Consider the following 15,250-nt stretch of genomic DNA (forward strand, 5'->3'; position numbering starts at 1 on the left):
TTCTCAATCCTCATTTGTTTACTGTATACTTATCCAGTGATGAGTGAGGGCTTACTATGCGCAAAATAATCCATGTTGATATGGACTGCTTTTTTGCCGCAGTGGAGATGCGAGACAACCCGGCGCTGCGGGATATTCCCATCGCCATTGGCGGCAGCCGCGTTCAGCGTGGTGTCATCAGCACCGCCAACTATCCTGCGCGCAAATTTGGCGTGCGAAGCGCAATGCCGACGGCGATGGCCTTAAAGCTTTGCCCTCATCTCACGCTTCTGCCCGGGCGGTTTGACGCCTATAAAGAGGCTTCCCTTCATATTCGGGAAATTTTCTCCCGCTATACCTCTCTGATAGAGCCGCTGTCGCTGGACGAAGCCTATCTGGATGTGACCGACAGCGTGCACTGCCACGGCTCCGCCACGCTGATGGCGCAGGAGATCCGCCAGACGATTTTCAACGAGCTGAATCTGACGGCATCGGCGGGTGTGGCGCCCGTTAAATTCCTTGCCAAAATCGCCTCGGATTTAAATAAGCCCAACGGCCAGTACGTCATTACGCCGGAAGAGGTGCCTGCATTTTTAAAAACGCTGCCGCTTGGCAAAATCCCCGGCGTCGGTAAAGTCTCCGCCGCAAAGCTGGAAAGCATGGGGTTACGCACCTGCGAAGACGTGCAGCGAAGCGATCTCGCGATGCTGCTTAAGCGCTTCGGGAAGTTTGGCCGCGTGCTGTGGGAGCGCAGCCAGGGGATTGACGATCGCGATGTGAACAGCGAACGGCTACGGAAATCCGTCGGCGTTGAGCGTACCCTCATTGAAGATATTCATGACTGGTCCGAGTGCGAATCTATTATCACGGAACAGCTCTACCCGGAGCTGGAACGACGCTTAAGCAAGGTGAAGCCGGACCTGCTCATCGCCCGTCAGGGCATCAAGCTCAAATTCAACGATTTCCAGCTGACCACGCAGGAACACGTTTGGCCGCGTCTGAATAAAGACGATCTTATCGCGACGGCAAAAAAGGCATGGGAAGAACGCCGGGGTGGGCGAGGGGTGAGGCTGGTGGGATTGCACGTCACGCTGCTGGATCCGCAGTTAGAGCGACAGCTGGTATTGGGATTGTAAAAAAGCACGGAGCGCTACGCTTACCGGGCCTGGGTTTTTCACCCTCTTCCACAGGAAGAGGGTTGGGATGAAGATGTTACTTCGCAGGGATCGCTTTCAGCAGTTCAGTCAGCAGCGTCCAGTAGTGACCGACGCTTTCGATATGAACCTGCTCATCCGGCGAGTGCGGACCGGTAATGGTTGGCCCGATAGATACCATGTCCATGTCCGGGTACGGTTTCTTGAACAGACCGCATTCCAGACCCGCGTGGATCACCTGAATGTTCGGCGTGCTGTTGAACAGACGCTGATAGGTTTCACGCACCAGCGCCATCACCGGAGAGCTTGCATCCGGCTGCCAGCCCGGGTAGCTGCCTTTGGCTGAGGTTTTTGCTCCCGCCAGCGTGCCCAGAGATTCCAGCATGCTCACCACATACTCTTTACCGCTGTCGATAAGGGAACGGATCAGGCAGATGATCTCCGCGCTGTCGTCGCTCATGGTTACCACGCCCACGTTCAGTGAGGTCTCCACCACGCCTTTCGCCACGTCAGAGTTGCGGATCACGCCGTTTGGCGTCGCGTTCAGCAGCTGAACGAAGGTGTCACGAGACTTCGCGGTCAGCGCGGCTTTATCCGTGGAGACGGATTCCAGCACCACGGTCAGGTTCTTCTCTTTCGCCGACAGTTCGTTTTTCAGGATATCCAGGTATACGGTGGAGAGTTTTTTCAGCTCGTCCGCTTTTGCCGCTGGCACTGCCACGGTGGCGAAGGCTTCGCGTGGGATCGCGTTGCGCAGGGTACCGCCGTTGAAGTCTACCAGACGCAGATCCAACTCGGCCGCATGGCCTGCCAGGAAGCGGGCCAGCAGCTTGTTGGCGTTGCCCAGACCCAGATGAATATCACCGCCGGAGTGGCCGCCTTTCAGACCTTTCAGCGTCAGCTTGAAGGTCTGGAAACCGGCAGGGATCGCTTCGCGTGACAGCGGCAGGGTAGAGATGAAATCAATCCCGCCCGCGCAGCCCATGTAGATCTCGCCTTCTTCTTCGGAGTCGGTGTTGATCAGGATATCCGCCTGCAGCCAGTTCGCCTGCAGACCGAACGCCCCGTCCATGCCCGCTTCTTCGGTCATGGTCAGCAGCACTTCCAGTGGACCATGCTCAACGCTGTCGTCAGCCAGCACGGCCAGCGCAGAGGCCATACCGATGCCGTTATCCGCGCCCAGGGTGGTGCCGCGCGCTTTCACCCAGTCACCGTCGATGTACGGCTGGATCGGGTCTTTGGTGAAGTCGTGAACGGTGTCGTTGTTCTTCTGTGGCACCATGTCCAGGTGCGCCTGCAGCACAACCGGTTTACGGTTTTCCATGCCTGCGGTGGCGGGTTTGCGGATCAGAATGTTGCCAACCTGGTCACGTTCCGCATGCAGACCTTTTTCCTTCGCCCAGCCCATAATATGTTCGGCAAGCTGTTCTTCATGGTAGGAAGGGTGTGGAATGGAGCAGATTTTGGCAAAAATATCCCACAGCGGCTGCGGAGATAGTTGAGACAGTTCAGACACGATAAGTCTCCTTGTCGAGGCGCTGCAAACAGGGTTGCAGGTCACAGGGTTAGCAGGTTAATAGTTACCACAAGTCAGGCTTGCGAGATGAAACTGAGAATACCACTTTCTCTGCTGGCTGGTAGCATAAAGCATGTAAAAACTCAGGCTGAGGGCGCTAAACACTGGTTTTTAGTGCGTCAGATCTCTATAATCTCGCGCAACCTATTTCCCCCTCGAACACTTTTTAAGCCGTATAAAAACAGGCTGGGACACTTCACATGAGCGAAAAATACGTCGTCACCTGGGACATGTTGCAGATTCACGCACGCAAACTGGCTGCGCGTCTGATGCCTTCCGAACAGTGGAAAGGCATTATTGCCGTCAGCCGTGGCGGTCTGGTACCGGGGGCGCTGCTGGCACGTGAGCTGGGTATTCGTCATGTCGATACCGTCTGCATCTCCAGCTATGACCATGATAACCAGCGTGAGCTGAAAGTGCTGAAACGCGCGGAAGGCGACGGTGAAGGCTTCATCGTTATTGATGACCTGGTGGATACCGGCGGTACCGCGGTGGCTATCCGTGAAATGTATCCGAAAGCCCATTTCGTCACTATCTTCGCGAAACCTGCTGGTCGCCCGCTGGTTGACGATTACGTGATTGATATCCCGCAGGATACCTGGATTGAACAGCCATGGGATATGGGCGTGGTCTTCGTACCGCCGATTTCAGGCCGTTAATACCAGTACGTAACTTTACACGCCCGCCTATGCCGGGCGTTGTTCTTTTTGGCCTGCCACGCGTTACAATAGTCTTCATATGACGTATTCATGGAGGCAACGCAATGACGCAGGCGAATCTCACCGAGACACTTTTCAAACCCCGTTTCAAACACCCTGAAACGTCGACGCTGGTGCGTCGCTTTAATCCGGGGACCCAGCCTGCCGTCCAGTCCGCGTTAGACGGTAAAAACGTGCCCCACTGGTATCGTATGATTAACCGCCTGATGTGGGTCTGGCGCGGTATCGATCCTCGTGAAATCCTTGATGTGCAGGCGCGTATCGTGATGAGTGAAGCCGAGCGCACCGACAGCGAACTCTATGATACGGTGGTGGGTTATCGGGGGGGAAACTGGATCTACGAGTGGTCTAAACAGGCGATGCTCTGGCAGCAAAAAGCCACCCAGGAAGAGGATGCCACGCGCAGCGGCAAGCACTGGCTGCATGCGGCCAATCTCTACGCCATTGCCGCGTATCCACATCTGAAAGGTGATGAGCTGGCTGAGCAGGCACAGGCGCTGGCGAATCGCGCTTACGAAGAGGCGGCACAACGCCTGCCGGGCCAGATGCGCGAACTCGAGTTTACCATTCCGGGTGGGTCATCCATTACCGGGTTCCTGCATATGCCTGAAGGTGAAGGTCCGTTCCCGACCGTCCTCATGTGCGGGGGGCTGGATTCGTTGCAGATCGATTATTACAGCCTGTATGAGCGTTACTTCGCACCAAAAGGGATCGCGATGCTGACGCTGGATATGCCCTCAATCGGCTTCTCATCCAAATGGAAACTGACGCAGGATTCCAGCCTGCTGCATCAGCATGCGCTAAAAGCACTGGAAAACATTCCGTGGGTTGACCACACCCGCGTGGCGGCATTTGGCTTCCGCTTTGGCGCAAACGTCGCGGTGCGTCTGGCTTACCTTGAGTCCTCCCGCCTGAAAGCCGTCGCTTGTCTTGGTCCGGTCGTTCACGCCCTGCTCAGCGATCCCGCCCGCCAGGGGAGCGTGCCTGAAATGTACCTTGATGTGCTGGCCAGCCGTCTTGGCATGCATGATGCATCAGACGAAGCGCTGCGCGTGGAGCTCAATCGCTACTCGTTAAAAACGCAAGGGCTGCTGGGACGTCGCTGCCCGACGCCGATGCTGTCGGGTTTCTGGAAAAACGATCCGTTCAGTCCGGAAGAAGAGTCGCGCTTAATCACGTCGTCATCTGCGGATGGCAAACTGCTTGAGGTGCCGTTCAGCCCGGTCTATCAGAATTTCGATAAAGCACTGAAAGAGATTACGCGCTGGATCGCTCAGAGATTGTGTTAATAGATTGCTAAATTTCGCTGGTTTGGTAAAACAGTGGCTTCACAAAAGGAGATCGCAATGACGTTACCGAGTGGACACCCGAAAAGTAGATTGATTAAGAAGTTCATGGCTCTTGGCCCGTATATTCGAGAAGAGCAGTGTGAAGAGAATCGCTTTTTTTTCGACTGCCTGGCTGTATGCGTCAACGTGAAGCCTGCACCCGAAAAACGTGAATTCTGGGGCTGGTGGATGGAAATGGAAGCAGAGGAAAAACGCTTTACGTATAGCTACCAGTTTGGTCTGTTTAATAAAGACGGCAATTGGCAGGCGACCACCATTAAAGATCAGGAAGTGATTGACCGCCTGGAATACACGCTGAAAGAGTTCCACGATAAGGCACGCGCACTGCTGGCGACTCTGGATCTCAGGTTCGAGCCAGCGGATGACTTTTCCAGCGAAGCGGTGAAGCTGACTGCCTGATCGCGTCACAGTGCCGGGTGGCGGCTTCGCCTTACCCGGCCTACAGAATGCACTATCCCGTAGGCCCGGTAAGCGCAGCGCCACCGGGCAAAAAAAATCCCGGCTTGTCTGCCGGGATTTTCTTATTCGGATAATCTTAGAACTGGTAGGTCATACCCAGGGCAACAATGTCATCGCTGCTCACGCCCAGTTTATTTTTGTCGTCAATCTGGTTGATTTTATAATCAACAAACGCGGACATATTTTTGTTGAAGTAATAGGTCGCGCCAACGTCAATATATTTCACCAGATCTTCGTCACCAATACCTTCGATATCTTTGCCTTTAGACTGGACATAACCCAGGGAAGGACGCAGACCGAAATCGAACTGATATTGTGCGACGACTTCAAAGTTCTGCGCTTTATTGGCAAACCCGCCAGAAATTGGCGTCATATTACGGGTTTCTGAATACATCGCTGCCAGATAAATATCGTTCGCGTCATATTTCAGACCGGTAGCCCAGGCTTCGGCTTTCTGACCCTGGCCACGCGCCAGCAGGTTCTGCGCATTGGTGCGGTCAGAGCTGGTGTAAGCGCCGCTGACGGCGAAATCGCTGCCGCCAAAGTCATAGCTCAGAGAGGTACCAAAACCGTCACCGTTCTGTTTCTTGGCGTCACGGTTTTCGTTTTTGCCCTGGTACTGCAGGGTCATGTCCAGGCCGTCAACCGCGCCGAAGAAGTCGGTGTTACGGTAGGTAGCAAGACCGGTCGCACGCTTGGTCATGAAGTTATCGGTCTGCGCGGAAGAGTCGCCGCCGAACTCAGGGAACATGTCGGTCCATGCTTCGACGTCATACAGGGCACCCAGGTTACGACCGTAATCCAGAGAACCAAAGTTTTTCAGCTTCAGGCCCGCGAACGCCAGACGGGTTTTCTGAGAGGAGTCGCTTTCGGCTTTGTTTCCTGCAAATTCAGATTCCCAACGGCCATAGCCCGTCAGCTGATCGTTAATCTGAGTTTCGCCTTTAAAACCGAAACGAACGTAAGTCTGATCGCCATCTTTGGTGGCATCATCGCTGATGTAGTGCATGGCTTTCACTTTGCCGTACACGTCCAGCTTATTACCATCTTTATTATAAACTTCAGCTGCGTGAACGGATGCAGAAGCCACTACGCCCATAACCATTAATGCCAGAGTGCTCTTTTTCATTTTCGATCCTGTCTTATAAACGCGCTAAAAAATTCGCTGGACGATAAGCTCATGCTTAAGTCCCGTGAAAAAACAGGAAGGGTTTTATCGTTCTGGAATGAAACTTTTATGACAAACTAAGAATAATTTTAAAAAACTGTGATTTATTATTTCGGTAATAAAAGTGTCAAATTCTCCCGCTACGCTTCCTGATCCCGCGCAACAAAGTGTTTCGCGATGTGCTAAGGCAGTTGGCAACGGGGCTGACTCCTGCTAAAACGTTCGTTCGACATTACTTTCCCTTATCGTTGAACGGCAGAGAATCATGAGTGACAGCCAGACGCTGGTGGTAAAACTCGGTACCAGTGTTTTAACAGGCGGATCGCGCCGCCTAAATCGCGCCCACATTGTTGAGCTTGTACGTCAGTGCGCTCAGTTACATGCCGCAGGGCATCGTATTGTGATTGTGACCTCCGGGGCGATTGCCGCCGGGCGTGAACACCTGGGTTACCCCGAACTCCCCGCGACGATCGCCTCCAAACAGCTGCTGGCCGCCGTGGGACAAAGCCGACTCATTCAACTCTGGGAACAGCTGTTCTCTATCTATGGCATCCACGTCGGACAGATGCTGCTGACGCGTGCGGATATGGAAGACCGAGAGCGCTTCCTGAACGCCCGCGATACCCTGCGCGCGCTGCTGGACAACAATATCGTTCCGGTCATTAATGAGAACGATGCCGTTGCTACCGCTGAAATCAAAGTGGGTGATAACGATAACCTCTCTGCGCTGGCCGCCATTCTGGCCGGCGCCGATAAATTACTGCTTCTGACCGATCAGCAGGGGTTGTTCACTGCCGATCCGCGCTCCAACCCGGAAGCCGAGCTGATTACCGACGTTCACGGTATCGACGATGCGCTGCGCGCCATCGCCGGTGACAGCGTGTCCGGCCTCGGAACGGGCGGCATGGGGACCAAGCTGCAGGCCGCCGACGTGGCGTGCCGCGCCGGTATCGACACCATCATTGCCGCGGGCAGCCGCCCTGGCGTGATTGGCGACGTGATGGAAGGCATCTCCGTTGGCACCCGCTTCCACGCCCAGGAATCTCCGCTGGAAAACCGTAAGCGCTGGATCTTTGGCGCGCCGCCTGCGGGCGAACTTGTCGTCGATGAAGGGGCGACTGCCGCGATTCTGGAACGAGGAAGTTCATTACTTCCTAAAGGAATTAAAAGCGTGACAGGCAACTTCTCCCGTGGTGAAGTGATCCGTATCCGTAACCTCGAAGGCCGCGACATCGCCCACGGCGTAAGCCGCTATAACAGCGATGCCCTGCGCCGCATCGCGGGTCACCATTCGCAGCAGATCGACGCCATTCTGGGCTATGAATATGGCCCGGTTGCCGTGCATCGCGATGACATGATTATTCGTTAAGGAGCCAGAACATGCTGGAACAAATGGGCGCCGCCGCGAAGGCCGCCTCTTATAAACTGGCGCTCCTTTCCAGCCGCGAGAAAAACCGCGTGCTGGAAAAAATCGCTGATTATCTGGAATCTCAGTCCCAGGAAATTTTGCTCGCCAACGAGCAGGATTTACTGGAAGCGCGCCGCAACGGTCTGAGCGAAGCCATGCTCGACCGCCTGGCGTTGACCCCGGCCCGTCTGAAAGGCATCGCCGACGATGTTCGTCAGGTCTGCAATCTGGCCGACCCGGTAGGGCAGGTGATTGACGGTGGGCTGCTGGACAGCGGTTTACGCCTGGAGCGCCGTCGCGTGCCGCTCGGCGTTATCGGCGTTATTTATGAAGCCCGTCCAAACGTGACGGTGGATGTCGCTTCCCTGTGCCTGAAAACCGGTAACGCCGCGATTCTGCGCGGTGGGAAAGAGACCTGGCGCACCAACGCCGCGACGGTGAAAGTCATTCAGCAGGCGCTGGAAGAGTGTGGCTTACCGGCGGGTGCCGTACAGGCAATCGAGAGCCCAGACCGCGCGCTGGTCAACGAAATGCTGCGCATGGACAAATACATCGACATGCTGATCCCACGCGGCGGCGCGGGCCTGCACAAGCTGTGCCGCGAGCAGTCGACGATTCCGGTGATCACCGGCGGTATTGGCGTGTGTCATATCGTGGTAGACGACAGCGCTGAGATTGCTCCTGCGCTGAAGATTATCGTGAACGCGAAGACCCAGCGTCCAAGCACCTGTAACACCGTGGAAACGCTGCTAGTGCATCAGGACATAGCGAACACCTTCCTGCCAGCCCTGAGCAAACAGATGGCAGAGAGCGGCGTGACGCTGCATGCTGACGCCAGTGCGCTCGCGCTGCTGCAGGATGGCCCGGCTAACGTCGTTCCCGTCAACGCGGAGCAGTACGACGACGAGTTCCTGTCACTGGATCTGAACGTGAAAATCGTGAGCGATCTTGACGACGCGATTGCGCACATCCGTGAGCATGGCACGCAGCATTCTGACGCCATCCTGACGCGTACGCTGCGCAATGCCGATCGCTTCGTGAACGAAGTGGATTCCTCTGCGGTGTATGTGAATGCCTCCACCCGCTTCACCGACGGCGGCCAGTTCGGCCTCGGCGCTGAGGTAGCGGTCAGCACGCAGAAACTGCACGCGCGCGGTCCGATGGGACTGGAAGCGCTGACCACGTACAAGTGGATCGGCTTCGGCGACGATACGATTCGTGCGTAAATAATCACGGGTGATGCAAAAATAGCCGTTTGATTCAAAAGGGCATTGACGCATCACCCGGATAGATCTAACCTTTTGCCCCGTGGTTACACTCGTAACCGGCCTCTCAGGGCCGATATAGCTCAGTTGGTAGAGCAGCGCATTCGTAATGCGAAGGTCGTAGGTTCGACTCCTATTATCGGCACCATCCAAGCATCTCTCAAAGTCTACTCAAGTCCTTTAGAACCCTATATACTCTAGCTTCACGCCTTTTCTCATTATTTTGAGGTCTAGCGAAGTACCCCTTAATCTACATCATTTTGGGGGTATATCCGGGGGTATATGCTGTTCGGTCTAAAGGAGCTACCCCCAATGAAGCTAAACGCTCGACAGGTAGAGACCGCTAAGCCAAAGGATAAGCCATACAAGATGGCTGATGGCGGTGGGCTTTATGTGCTTGTAAACCCCAATGGTGCTCGCTACTTGCGCTTAAAATACCGTATGGATGGCAAAGAGAAACTCTTAGCTCTGGGCGTTTATCCTGCCGTTACTGTTTTATGTCCTGCCGACACCTTTTAAAAATGAGGTGGCCAAGGGCTTCAATAAGGATACGGTCGCGAGAATTCTCAGTGAGTCGGGGATGCTGAAAAAGCCAGGGCACGGCAAAGGCTGGCAGGTTAAAACGCCGCGGTTAAAGCATCTGAATAATGCTCAGCCATGGACTTATGTTTTGCTGTTTGCCCCTGAACTGACAGAAGAAAAAACGCAGTAGCGATGTGACTTTTAGTTGCCTCAGTTGCCTCATAGCTAGTTAGATTGTCTATCTAATTAATATATATGGTTTTTTACAAAGATTATTGAGGCAACTCTGAGGCAATTACTACCTTGTTTGAGGCAAATACTGCGTGTTTTGAGGCAACTTACAAACTGAGGCAACCGGATTTCAGCGCGAGTTGCCTCAAATCACCCCTGAGTTGCCTCACATTTTGAAATTAAAACCTTAAAATACATATGGTTGTAATTTCTGAGGCAATGAGGCAACTGAGACAACCACTTTTTGTATCTCTATAATGATTTTTATCCAGCGGTAACCAACAACCACTGCAGGAGCAGAAGTGTCAAATAGACCGCTGAGGTAAAGCCAAGCAAAAGCAAAAAAGCCAATGTTCGCTTCACCAAAGGACTGAAATCGCGATAGTGAACGAGGTTAATTTCACGGGCTATCGATTCCTTGGATCTTATTGCAAGGATGTCAGGCAAATCTCCGTTGATAGAAAGAGCTTCGAACATTACAGAGTCCTTTGGAGCAAGGCTTTCAAATTCAATGATGTACCTTCCATCAGCCTCTTTGAATTCTGTAAATTTCCGAACCGGCCATATATTCAGATATCTCGGTTGATAGTTGAAAATCACCTCAATTTTTGTTGCGACTTCTCGACCTTCATTTAACAACGTGACCGAACGTGTGTGTACAAGTTGCTGGTGGCGAATAACTTCACCTTCTGGATTCCTTAAAGGTTCAGGAACGAGAAAAGTAAAGTTGTGCAACTCGCCGTATGCAAGCCTGACGCGAGCCTTGAAGTAAGTATTTAAGGTCCACGTGAGTAACGCCGCTACTACTGAAAATATCTCTTTGCCATAGAGTTTCAAAAATTCCATTTGACGCCTTCGCTATATCAGTCATGAACACCTGACAGATAAGTCGGCACTTCAACAATGCCAATCGACTTAAATTCCTGCCCTTCAAGGCTATGAGGTTAGCACGAAACTTTCCTGCTTAGTGTTGTGATGTTTTTTCCGTTCTTCTTCTGATCGGTAGCTTAGCTACACATCTCATTTAAGGGATTATCGATCACGAGAACGGCGGCAATTAACTTCCGGAAAGTGACATGTCACGGGCCATAAATGGCGGGATGAATTACAACCCCGTGCAGTACCTCAGTGGCTATGGCGCTCCTGTTGTTTCATCCACCAGCAACCATTCAGGGGGGACCATCAACCAGACCAATCATTACAACATAATCGCTGGTGGCGTGGATGCAAACGGGCTGGTGAGGCGTATCAAGCAGGAACAGTCGGAAGACATTCATCAGCCATTGAATTTGACCAAGACTGATAAATTCTAATACGTCTAACTTCCTGATAGGATTAATCCGAATACGTTCAACTGAGATAGGGATATGAAGAAAACTTTGATTGCAACATTAGTGGGCATAACGATGTTAACCGGGTGTGGGCCACAAGAGTTAACCCCCGAACAAAAACAGGAAGTTTCTGCACTTAAGGCTGAGTTGTCCCAAACTGAGGGAGAAATCTCAGCAGCGAAAGAAGTTGATCAACAATTTTCTGGTGGGTTAATCAAGAATTTAACGACAGCAAGATTGGAGGTTTTAGGAACTAATAAGGCTCTTTTAGAACAGCGTATCAATGCTATTGAGTCCGGTGCCAAAATTGATGTAGTTGTCTCTGGTACCAAGCCAGACCCTGAACTTGCTGCCTCTATTAAAACAGAGATCGATAATCTGACTGTTAAAATTAACGAAGCTAAAGCAGATGCCAGCCAGTACACTGGTGGTTTGATTCAGGTACTGAAACTATCAGCAGTTGCCACTGAAGAGCAAAGCATGGCTATGCTTCAGCAAAAATACCTTACCGCTAAGTATGGGCTCGCTGAAGTTAAGTTAGCACCTGTTCAAGATAATGCAGCAACCGCCAGCGGCAAGAAGGAAGCAACTTCTAAAACTACCCAAGAACAACCCCCTCTGTTGCCACCCGCTGAAGGCCCGTTCGGTCTTGAAGCTGGTCTGACCCAGAAAAATATCGAAGATATGATCGGGGCAAAGTTAAAACCACTACCGGATAGCGTGAATCTGTATACTTCCGATACACTACCGAAGCAAAACGCAGATTTTGAAATGTATGGCTTGTTGATCTCGCCTAAAGCTGGCTTATGTCAGATCAGAGCTGTTGGTAAAAACATTGATACCGATAGTTATGGGCTCGCTTTAAAATCCCGGTTTGAAGATTTGAGTAGTTCGTTAAGTTCACTTTATGGAAAAGCTGAAACCACCGACCTTGTACTGGAGGGGTCGATCTGGAAAGAACCTCAGGACTGGATGATGGGGCTAAACAAAAAAGAACGCTTCTTATCTGCCACCTGGAAAGGCACAAAAGAAACGCCGCTAAAAAATAATATAGATACTATATCTATTGAAGCTAGGGCTAACAGCTCTTCAAAAGGCTATGTCTACCTCCAATACTCATTTACAAATAATGATGTGTGTCAGGCAGAGATTGAGGGGGCGAAAAAAAGCTCTCTTTAATCAACAACAATTAAGCCCCTTAACAAGGGGCTTTTAGCGTAAGATCCAACTTAACTACATACTATGAAAGAAAAATTAGATAAATTAATTGAAAATACATTAAAAGATATACTATTGAGTAACGCTGCCCTAACTTTTATTTTTGCTATACCTTTAGCTATTATCAGTAAGCAAGGGTTAAGCACAACAATATGGCTTATGACCATTTTCATAGCCCCAGCGCTTTGTGCAGTAGGCGCATGGATGGTGGCTCGAATAACCCACCACGCAGAGGTATACTTCAACCATATGTGGGTTAAGAAAATTTATGTTTTTTATGCATTATGTTCGGCGGAATTTTTATTGATCTATTCTATCTCACAAATTTTGAAAAATATCATCAAATAAAGTAGGTGGCTTATGTGGAGAACAACTTTTTTAAAGACAATGGCTGAGTTTAGTGATAAGAGATCCAAAACTGGCCGAATATCCTTAAGTTCTGATGAGTATCAACATTATGATATTTTCTCAGTTTATATGGCAGACCCTGAGAATGAAAAGGAGTATCTATTTGATAGTTATAAAGATGGAAAAATTTACGCGCTTTCATGGAATGAAGATGCAAAGCGCTTCGATACCCCTGTAGAGTTCCAAGCTCTTAAATGCATTCATTTTAATTTCACAGGAACTCATTTTTATAAAGGTCATCGTATCGAGTTCAAGAGTCTTGACGAACTCTTACAGCTTAAAAGAAGGCTTTATAAAGTAAGGGTTAGGTATTATAATTTTGTCCATACAGCAAATCAAAAAGCATATAATCTAAAGCGCCACGATATCAAAAACAGAATGGATGTCCTTGATAGGGTTATTGCGTTATTTTTGGCTTCTGATAGAGATGATGGAATAGATTTCTGGAATATAATGACAGAAATGCACACAAAATATTGGTTCCGCCATCCTGAAAGCTCACAAATGAAAAGAAAAATGAACTTAATTTTAAGTTCTTTCGTTGATGGTGGAGAGTTAATTAAAGTTGAACACAGTATGTATAAACCAACAGGGAAAGCATATATCACTCAATCATCATATGTCGATTCTCTTCAAAAACATGAACAGGGGATGAAACTGCAAAAAAGAATGTTCTGGACAGCCTTTTTCTCGTTTTTGGCTGCCGCCATTAGTGCTGGAGCTGCTGTTTATCAGGTAATGCCAAAAGGATAGATTCTATGTTGATGTCAAAAGCCGCTTATGCCCGCCACTGTAATCTCCACGGGGAGTCATTAACCACTACAACATAACCGCTGGTGGCATGGATGCGGATGGGCTGATAAGGCGCATCCAGCAGGAACAGTCTGATGATATGCATCAGGCGTTGGGCATAACCATGAACGATAAATTTTAAATTTATTAGTTTAATGGGAGCTATGCAGCTCCCTTTATGTAATCTAAAAATTAGATATGCGCATATTATTTAATGAGTCATATATATTTTGAATATATTCAATTCGTTCGTTTCGATTACCTTCTATCTCTTGAAGTAATAAATCTTTAGGTTGTGAGTTTTCTCTCCTGTTTCTCATTTCAGAATCACTCAAAAGATGGTAGTTAATTATAGAGTTTAGTTTGGAAAGGTTTGCATCTGTACCGATTTCATGCGGTTTAATGTGTAGGTTTTTCAGCATGTTGTCAGCCGTAATTCTTTTGAAGATTAAATCCTCTAAAAGCTTCGAATTGCATACCTTTAAATAACAAATCAGTGCTAGTGAAACCTGGAAATTTTTACCGCTCAAATCGCGTATCATATGTTTGTTATCAATGACTGATAGTACTGAATAGCATCTTTCAGCTTCTCTGAGAGAACAGCCGTTATTTTCTAACAACATGGAAAGTATTTTTACTAGAGCTCCCCCTCGTGTCAGTAACTTTTGCTTTGTATCAATTGATAGTAAATATTTTTCCAGTGTGGATTGATAAAAGCCATTCCTTACATCTTCGCTAGCGAGAGTAAATTTTGGCAAAGTAAACCAGTAATGTATGAATTTATTTAGATAAAGACGTGAATCAATTTGTCCGTAACGGCATTCAATACTTTTTTCGAACTGCTCACGATTAACAACAAGAAGAAAAACAAAACCTTTCACAGAAAATAAGTGTTTAATTTTCTCGAGTAAATCTAATGCATAATCAGGCCTTGCTCTATCTAGTTCGTCAATAATTATGAGAGTTTTCTTCTGGGTTCTGGCGTGAATTTCTTCTAGGGTTTCTTTAAAGTGAACAATGTTATTTCTTTCATTTTTTGCTGATTTTATTTTGTCAGCTATATATTCCTCTAAAGGGTTAGTTAATGACTCAGCAATGGCATCAGATGCTTTTTCAATAGCGGTAGTGGTTAAAAGGTTTGCTGTTGCTGTAGAAATGGCAAATTTTGCAGTATGAGAAAGTACAGAGAGACCGATTTTTTTACTTGCACTTAAAAGCTTTTCACCAAACATCGATGTGAGTTTTTTATCATTTTCCACCATTTCATATATTACTGAGGATAATGATATAAAGGGGTCTGATTGATAGTCATTTTCGTAAGCGTCAAAATAGATAACATTAAGATTGTCATGGTTTGATTTTATTTCTGATGTCATCATTTTTACAAAGGTTGATTTTCCGTTCCCCCACTTATCCTCAAGTGCTAATACCAAATTTTCATCTGGTGCCTGGAGAGCAACCCTCATTATTTGCTCAAATAATGGTTTTCTTCCAAATAAATCTAAGTCATCAGTAAAACCATCGCTGAAGTTATTATCTGGGGTTGTCAGTATCATAAATAATCCTTTTTGTTTATAATGTTTAAGCTAGACAATAGCGAAATTAAAGGGTTAGGCAGTAATGTTCAACTTTTTTATCCATTCTGCGTGATTGTATCAATATACTGACGTG

The 15,250-nt window shown here is 49.1% G+C and carries 14 protein-coding genes, 1 tRNA gene and 2 pseudogenes; 13 read left to right on the forward strand and 4 right to left on the reverse strand.

Going from position 1 to position 15,250, the window contains the following annotated elements:
- Positions 1 to 56 precede the first annotated feature (56 nt).
- A complete protein-coding gene (dinB, locus tag ACMWJS_RS20805; protein ID WP_167214385.1) occupies positions 57 to 1,115 on the forward strand; it encodes a DNA polymerase IV in 1,059 nt (352 codons plus the stop codon).
- 76 nt (positions 1,116 to 1,191) lie between these two features.
- On the opposite strand, the gene pepD is transcribed toward dinB, so the two are convergent.
- Complete coding sequence (pepD, locus tag ACMWJS_RS20810; RefSeq protein WP_262790171.1) at positions 1,192 to 2,649, reverse strand: cytosol nonspecific dipeptidase; 1,458 nt, start codon at positions 2,647 to 2,649, stop codon at positions 1,192 to 1,194.
- A gap of 260 nt (positions 2,650 to 2,909) precedes the next feature.
- Between pepD and gpt the strand changes: the two genes are divergently transcribed.
- From gpt to crl, 3 genes are all read left to right on the forward strand, one after another.
- Entirely contained in the window at positions 2,910 to 3,368 is a 459-nt protein-coding gene (gene gpt / locus ACMWJS_RS20815) for a xanthine phosphoribosyltransferase (RefSeq protein WP_003863205.1), read from the forward strand.
- Between the two features lie 104 nt (positions 3,369 to 3,472).
- The gene (frsA, locus tag ACMWJS_RS20820) at positions 3,473 to 4,717 is read left to right on the forward strand and encodes an esterase FrsA (RefSeq protein WP_045909843.1); all 1,245 of its coding nucleotides are present in this window, start codon (positions 3,473 to 3,475) and stop codon (positions 4,715 to 4,717) included.
- Between the two features lie 57 nt (positions 4,718 to 4,774).
- Positions 4,775 to 5,176: a sigma factor-binding protein Crl gene (crl, locus tag ACMWJS_RS20825; protein WP_045909842.1), complete on the forward strand. Its 402-nt coding sequence runs from the start codon at positions 4,775 to 4,777 to the stop codon at positions 5,174 to 5,176.
- A gap of 136 nt (positions 5,177 to 5,312) precedes the next feature.
- Here crl and phoE read toward each other — a convergent pair whose 3' ends face one another.
- Positions 5,313 to 6,365: a phosphoporin PhoE gene (gene phoE / locus ACMWJS_RS20830; RefSeq protein ID WP_167214393.1), complete on the reverse strand. Its 1,053-nt coding sequence runs from the start codon at positions 6,363 to 6,365 to the stop codon at positions 5,313 to 5,315.
- Positions 6,366 to 6,669: 304 nt separating this feature from the next.
- Here phoE and proB point away from each other — a divergent pair, with 304 nt between their 5' ends.
- The 5 genes and pseudogenes from proB to ACMWJS_RS20855 all read left to right on the forward strand — a co-directional run.
- On the forward strand, positions 6,670 to 7,773 hold the full coding sequence (proB, locus tag ACMWJS_RS20835) for a glutamate 5-kinase (RefSeq protein WP_008501877.1): 1,104 nt from the start codon (positions 6,670 to 6,672) through the stop codon (positions 7,771 to 7,773).
- Positions 7,774 to 7,784: 11 nt separating this feature from the next.
- On the forward strand, positions 7,785 to 9,038 hold the full coding sequence (gene proA, locus ACMWJS_RS20840; protein ID WP_032646979.1) for a glutamate-5-semialdehyde dehydrogenase: 1,254 nt from the start codon (positions 7,785 to 7,787) through the stop codon (positions 9,036 to 9,038).
- Positions 9,039 to 9,149: 111 nt separating this feature from the next.
- Positions 9,150 to 9,225 (forward strand) — tRNA-Thr (locus tag ACMWJS_RS20845).
- Between the two features lie 164 nt (positions 9,226 to 9,389).
- Positions 9,390 to 9,572: pseudogene (locus ACMWJS_RS20850) on the forward strand (Arm DNA-binding domain-containing protein); the annotation flags it as partial.
- Positions 9,562 to 9,789, forward strand: a pseudogene (locus ACMWJS_RS20855) (DNA primase); the annotation flags it as partial. The pseudogenes ACMWJS_RS20850 and ACMWJS_RS20855, both read left to right, overlap by 11 nt.
- Before the next feature lie 305 nt (positions 9,790 to 10,094).
- Here the strand turns inward: ACMWJS_RS20855 and ACMWJS_RS20860 are convergent.
- Positions 10,095 to 10,676, reverse strand: a complete 582-nt coding sequence (locus ACMWJS_RS20860) for a hypothetical protein (RefSeq protein WP_125322005.1) — start codon at positions 10,674 to 10,676, stop codon at positions 10,095 to 10,097.
- A gap of 230 nt (positions 10,677 to 10,906) precedes the next feature.
- On the opposite strand from ACMWJS_RS20860, the gene ACMWJS_RS20865 reads away from it, so the two are divergent.
- The 4 genes from ACMWJS_RS20865 (at position 10,907) to ACMWJS_RS20880 (ending at position 13,540) form a co-directional block, all read left to right on the forward strand.
- Positions 10,907 to 11,143, forward strand: a complete 237-nt coding sequence (locus ACMWJS_RS20865) for a hypothetical protein (protein ID WP_414747495.1) — start codon at positions 10,907 to 10,909, stop codon at positions 11,141 to 11,143.
- Positions 11,144 to 11,197: 54 nt separating this feature from the next.
- Positions 11,198 to 12,340, forward strand: coding sequence for a hypothetical protein (locus ACMWJS_RS20870; RefSeq protein WP_080847374.1), 1,143 nt, complete (start codon positions 11,198 to 11,200; stop codon positions 12,338 to 12,340).
- A 63-nt stretch (positions 12,341 to 12,403) separates the two neighbouring features.
- Positions 12,404 to 12,727 (forward strand): hypothetical protein, encoded by a 324-nt coding sequence (locus tag ACMWJS_RS20875; RefSeq protein WP_414747496.1) that lies wholly within the window; start codon positions 12,404 to 12,406, stop codon positions 12,725 to 12,727.
- A gap of 12 nt (positions 12,728 to 12,739) precedes the next feature.
- The gene (locus ACMWJS_RS20880) at positions 12,740 to 13,540 is read left to right on the forward strand and encodes a hypothetical protein (RefSeq protein WP_133175757.1); all 801 of its coding nucleotides are present in this window, start codon (positions 12,740 to 12,742) and stop codon (positions 13,538 to 13,540) included.
- A 224-nt stretch (positions 13,541 to 13,764) separates the two neighbouring features.
- Here the strand turns inward: ACMWJS_RS20880 and ACMWJS_RS20885 are convergent, their stop codons facing one another.
- Positions 13,765 to 15,135 carry a P-loop NTPase fold protein gene (locus ACMWJS_RS20885; protein ID WP_414747497.1) on the reverse strand — a complete coding sequence of 457 codons (1,371 nt, stop codon included), beginning with the start codon at positions 15,133 to 15,135 and terminating at the stop codon, positions 13,765 to 13,767.
- Positions 15,136 to 15,250: the final 115 nt, after the last annotated feature.

This window comes from Enterobacter sp. HK-058-C-ECC, assembly GCF_047531125.1.
GTDB classification, from domain to species: Bacteria; Pseudomonadota; Gammaproteobacteria; order Enterobacterales; family Enterobacteriaceae; genus Enterobacter; species Enterobacter quasiroggenkampii.

Coding starts and splice junctions, on each gene's coding strand:
- dinB (WP_167214385.1), top strand. CDS start 57: ATGCGCAAAATAATCCATGTTGATATGGACTGCTTTTTTGCCGCAGTG.
- gpt (WP_003863205.1), top strand. CDS start 2,910: ATGAGCGAAAAATACGTCGTCACCTGGGACATGTTGCAGATTCACGCA.
- frsA (WP_045909843.1), top strand. CDS start 3,473: ATGACGCAGGCGAATCTCACCGAGACACTTTTCAAACCCCGTTTCAAA.
- crl (WP_045909842.1), top strand. CDS start 4,775: ATGACGTTACCGAGTGGACACCCGAAAAGTAGATTGATTAAGAAGTTC.
- phoE (WP_167214393.1), bottom strand. CDS start 6,365: ATGAAAAAGAGCACTCTGGCATTAATGGTTATGGGCGTAGTGGCTTCT.
- proB (WP_008501877.1), top strand. CDS start 6,670: ATGAGTGACAGCCAGACGCTGGTGGTAAAACTCGGTACCAGTGTTTTA.
- proA (WP_032646979.1), top strand. CDS start 7,785: ATGCTGGAACAAATGGGCGCCGCCGCGAAGGCCGCCTCTTATAAACTG.
- ACMWJS_RS20860 (WP_125322005.1), bottom strand. CDS start 10,676: ATGGAATTTTTGAAACTCTATGGCAAAGAGATATTTTCAGTAGTAGCG.
- ACMWJS_RS20865 (WP_414747495.1), top strand. CDS start 10,907: ATGTCACGGGCCATAAATGGCGGGATGAATTACAACCCCGTGCAGTAC.
- ACMWJS_RS20870 (WP_080847374.1), top strand. CDS start 11,198: ATGAAGAAAACTTTGATTGCAACATTAGTGGGCATAACGATGTTAACC.
- ACMWJS_RS20875 (WP_414747496.1), top strand. CDS start 12,404: ATGAAAGAAAAATTAGATAAATTAATTGAAAATACATTAAAAGATATA.
- ACMWJS_RS20880 (WP_133175757.1), top strand. CDS start 12,740: ATGTGGAGAACAACTTTTTTAAAGACAATGGCTGAGTTTAGTGATAAG.
- ACMWJS_RS20885 (WP_414747497.1), bottom strand. CDS start 15,135: ATGATACTGACAACCCCAGATAATAACTTCAGCGATGGTTTTACTGAT.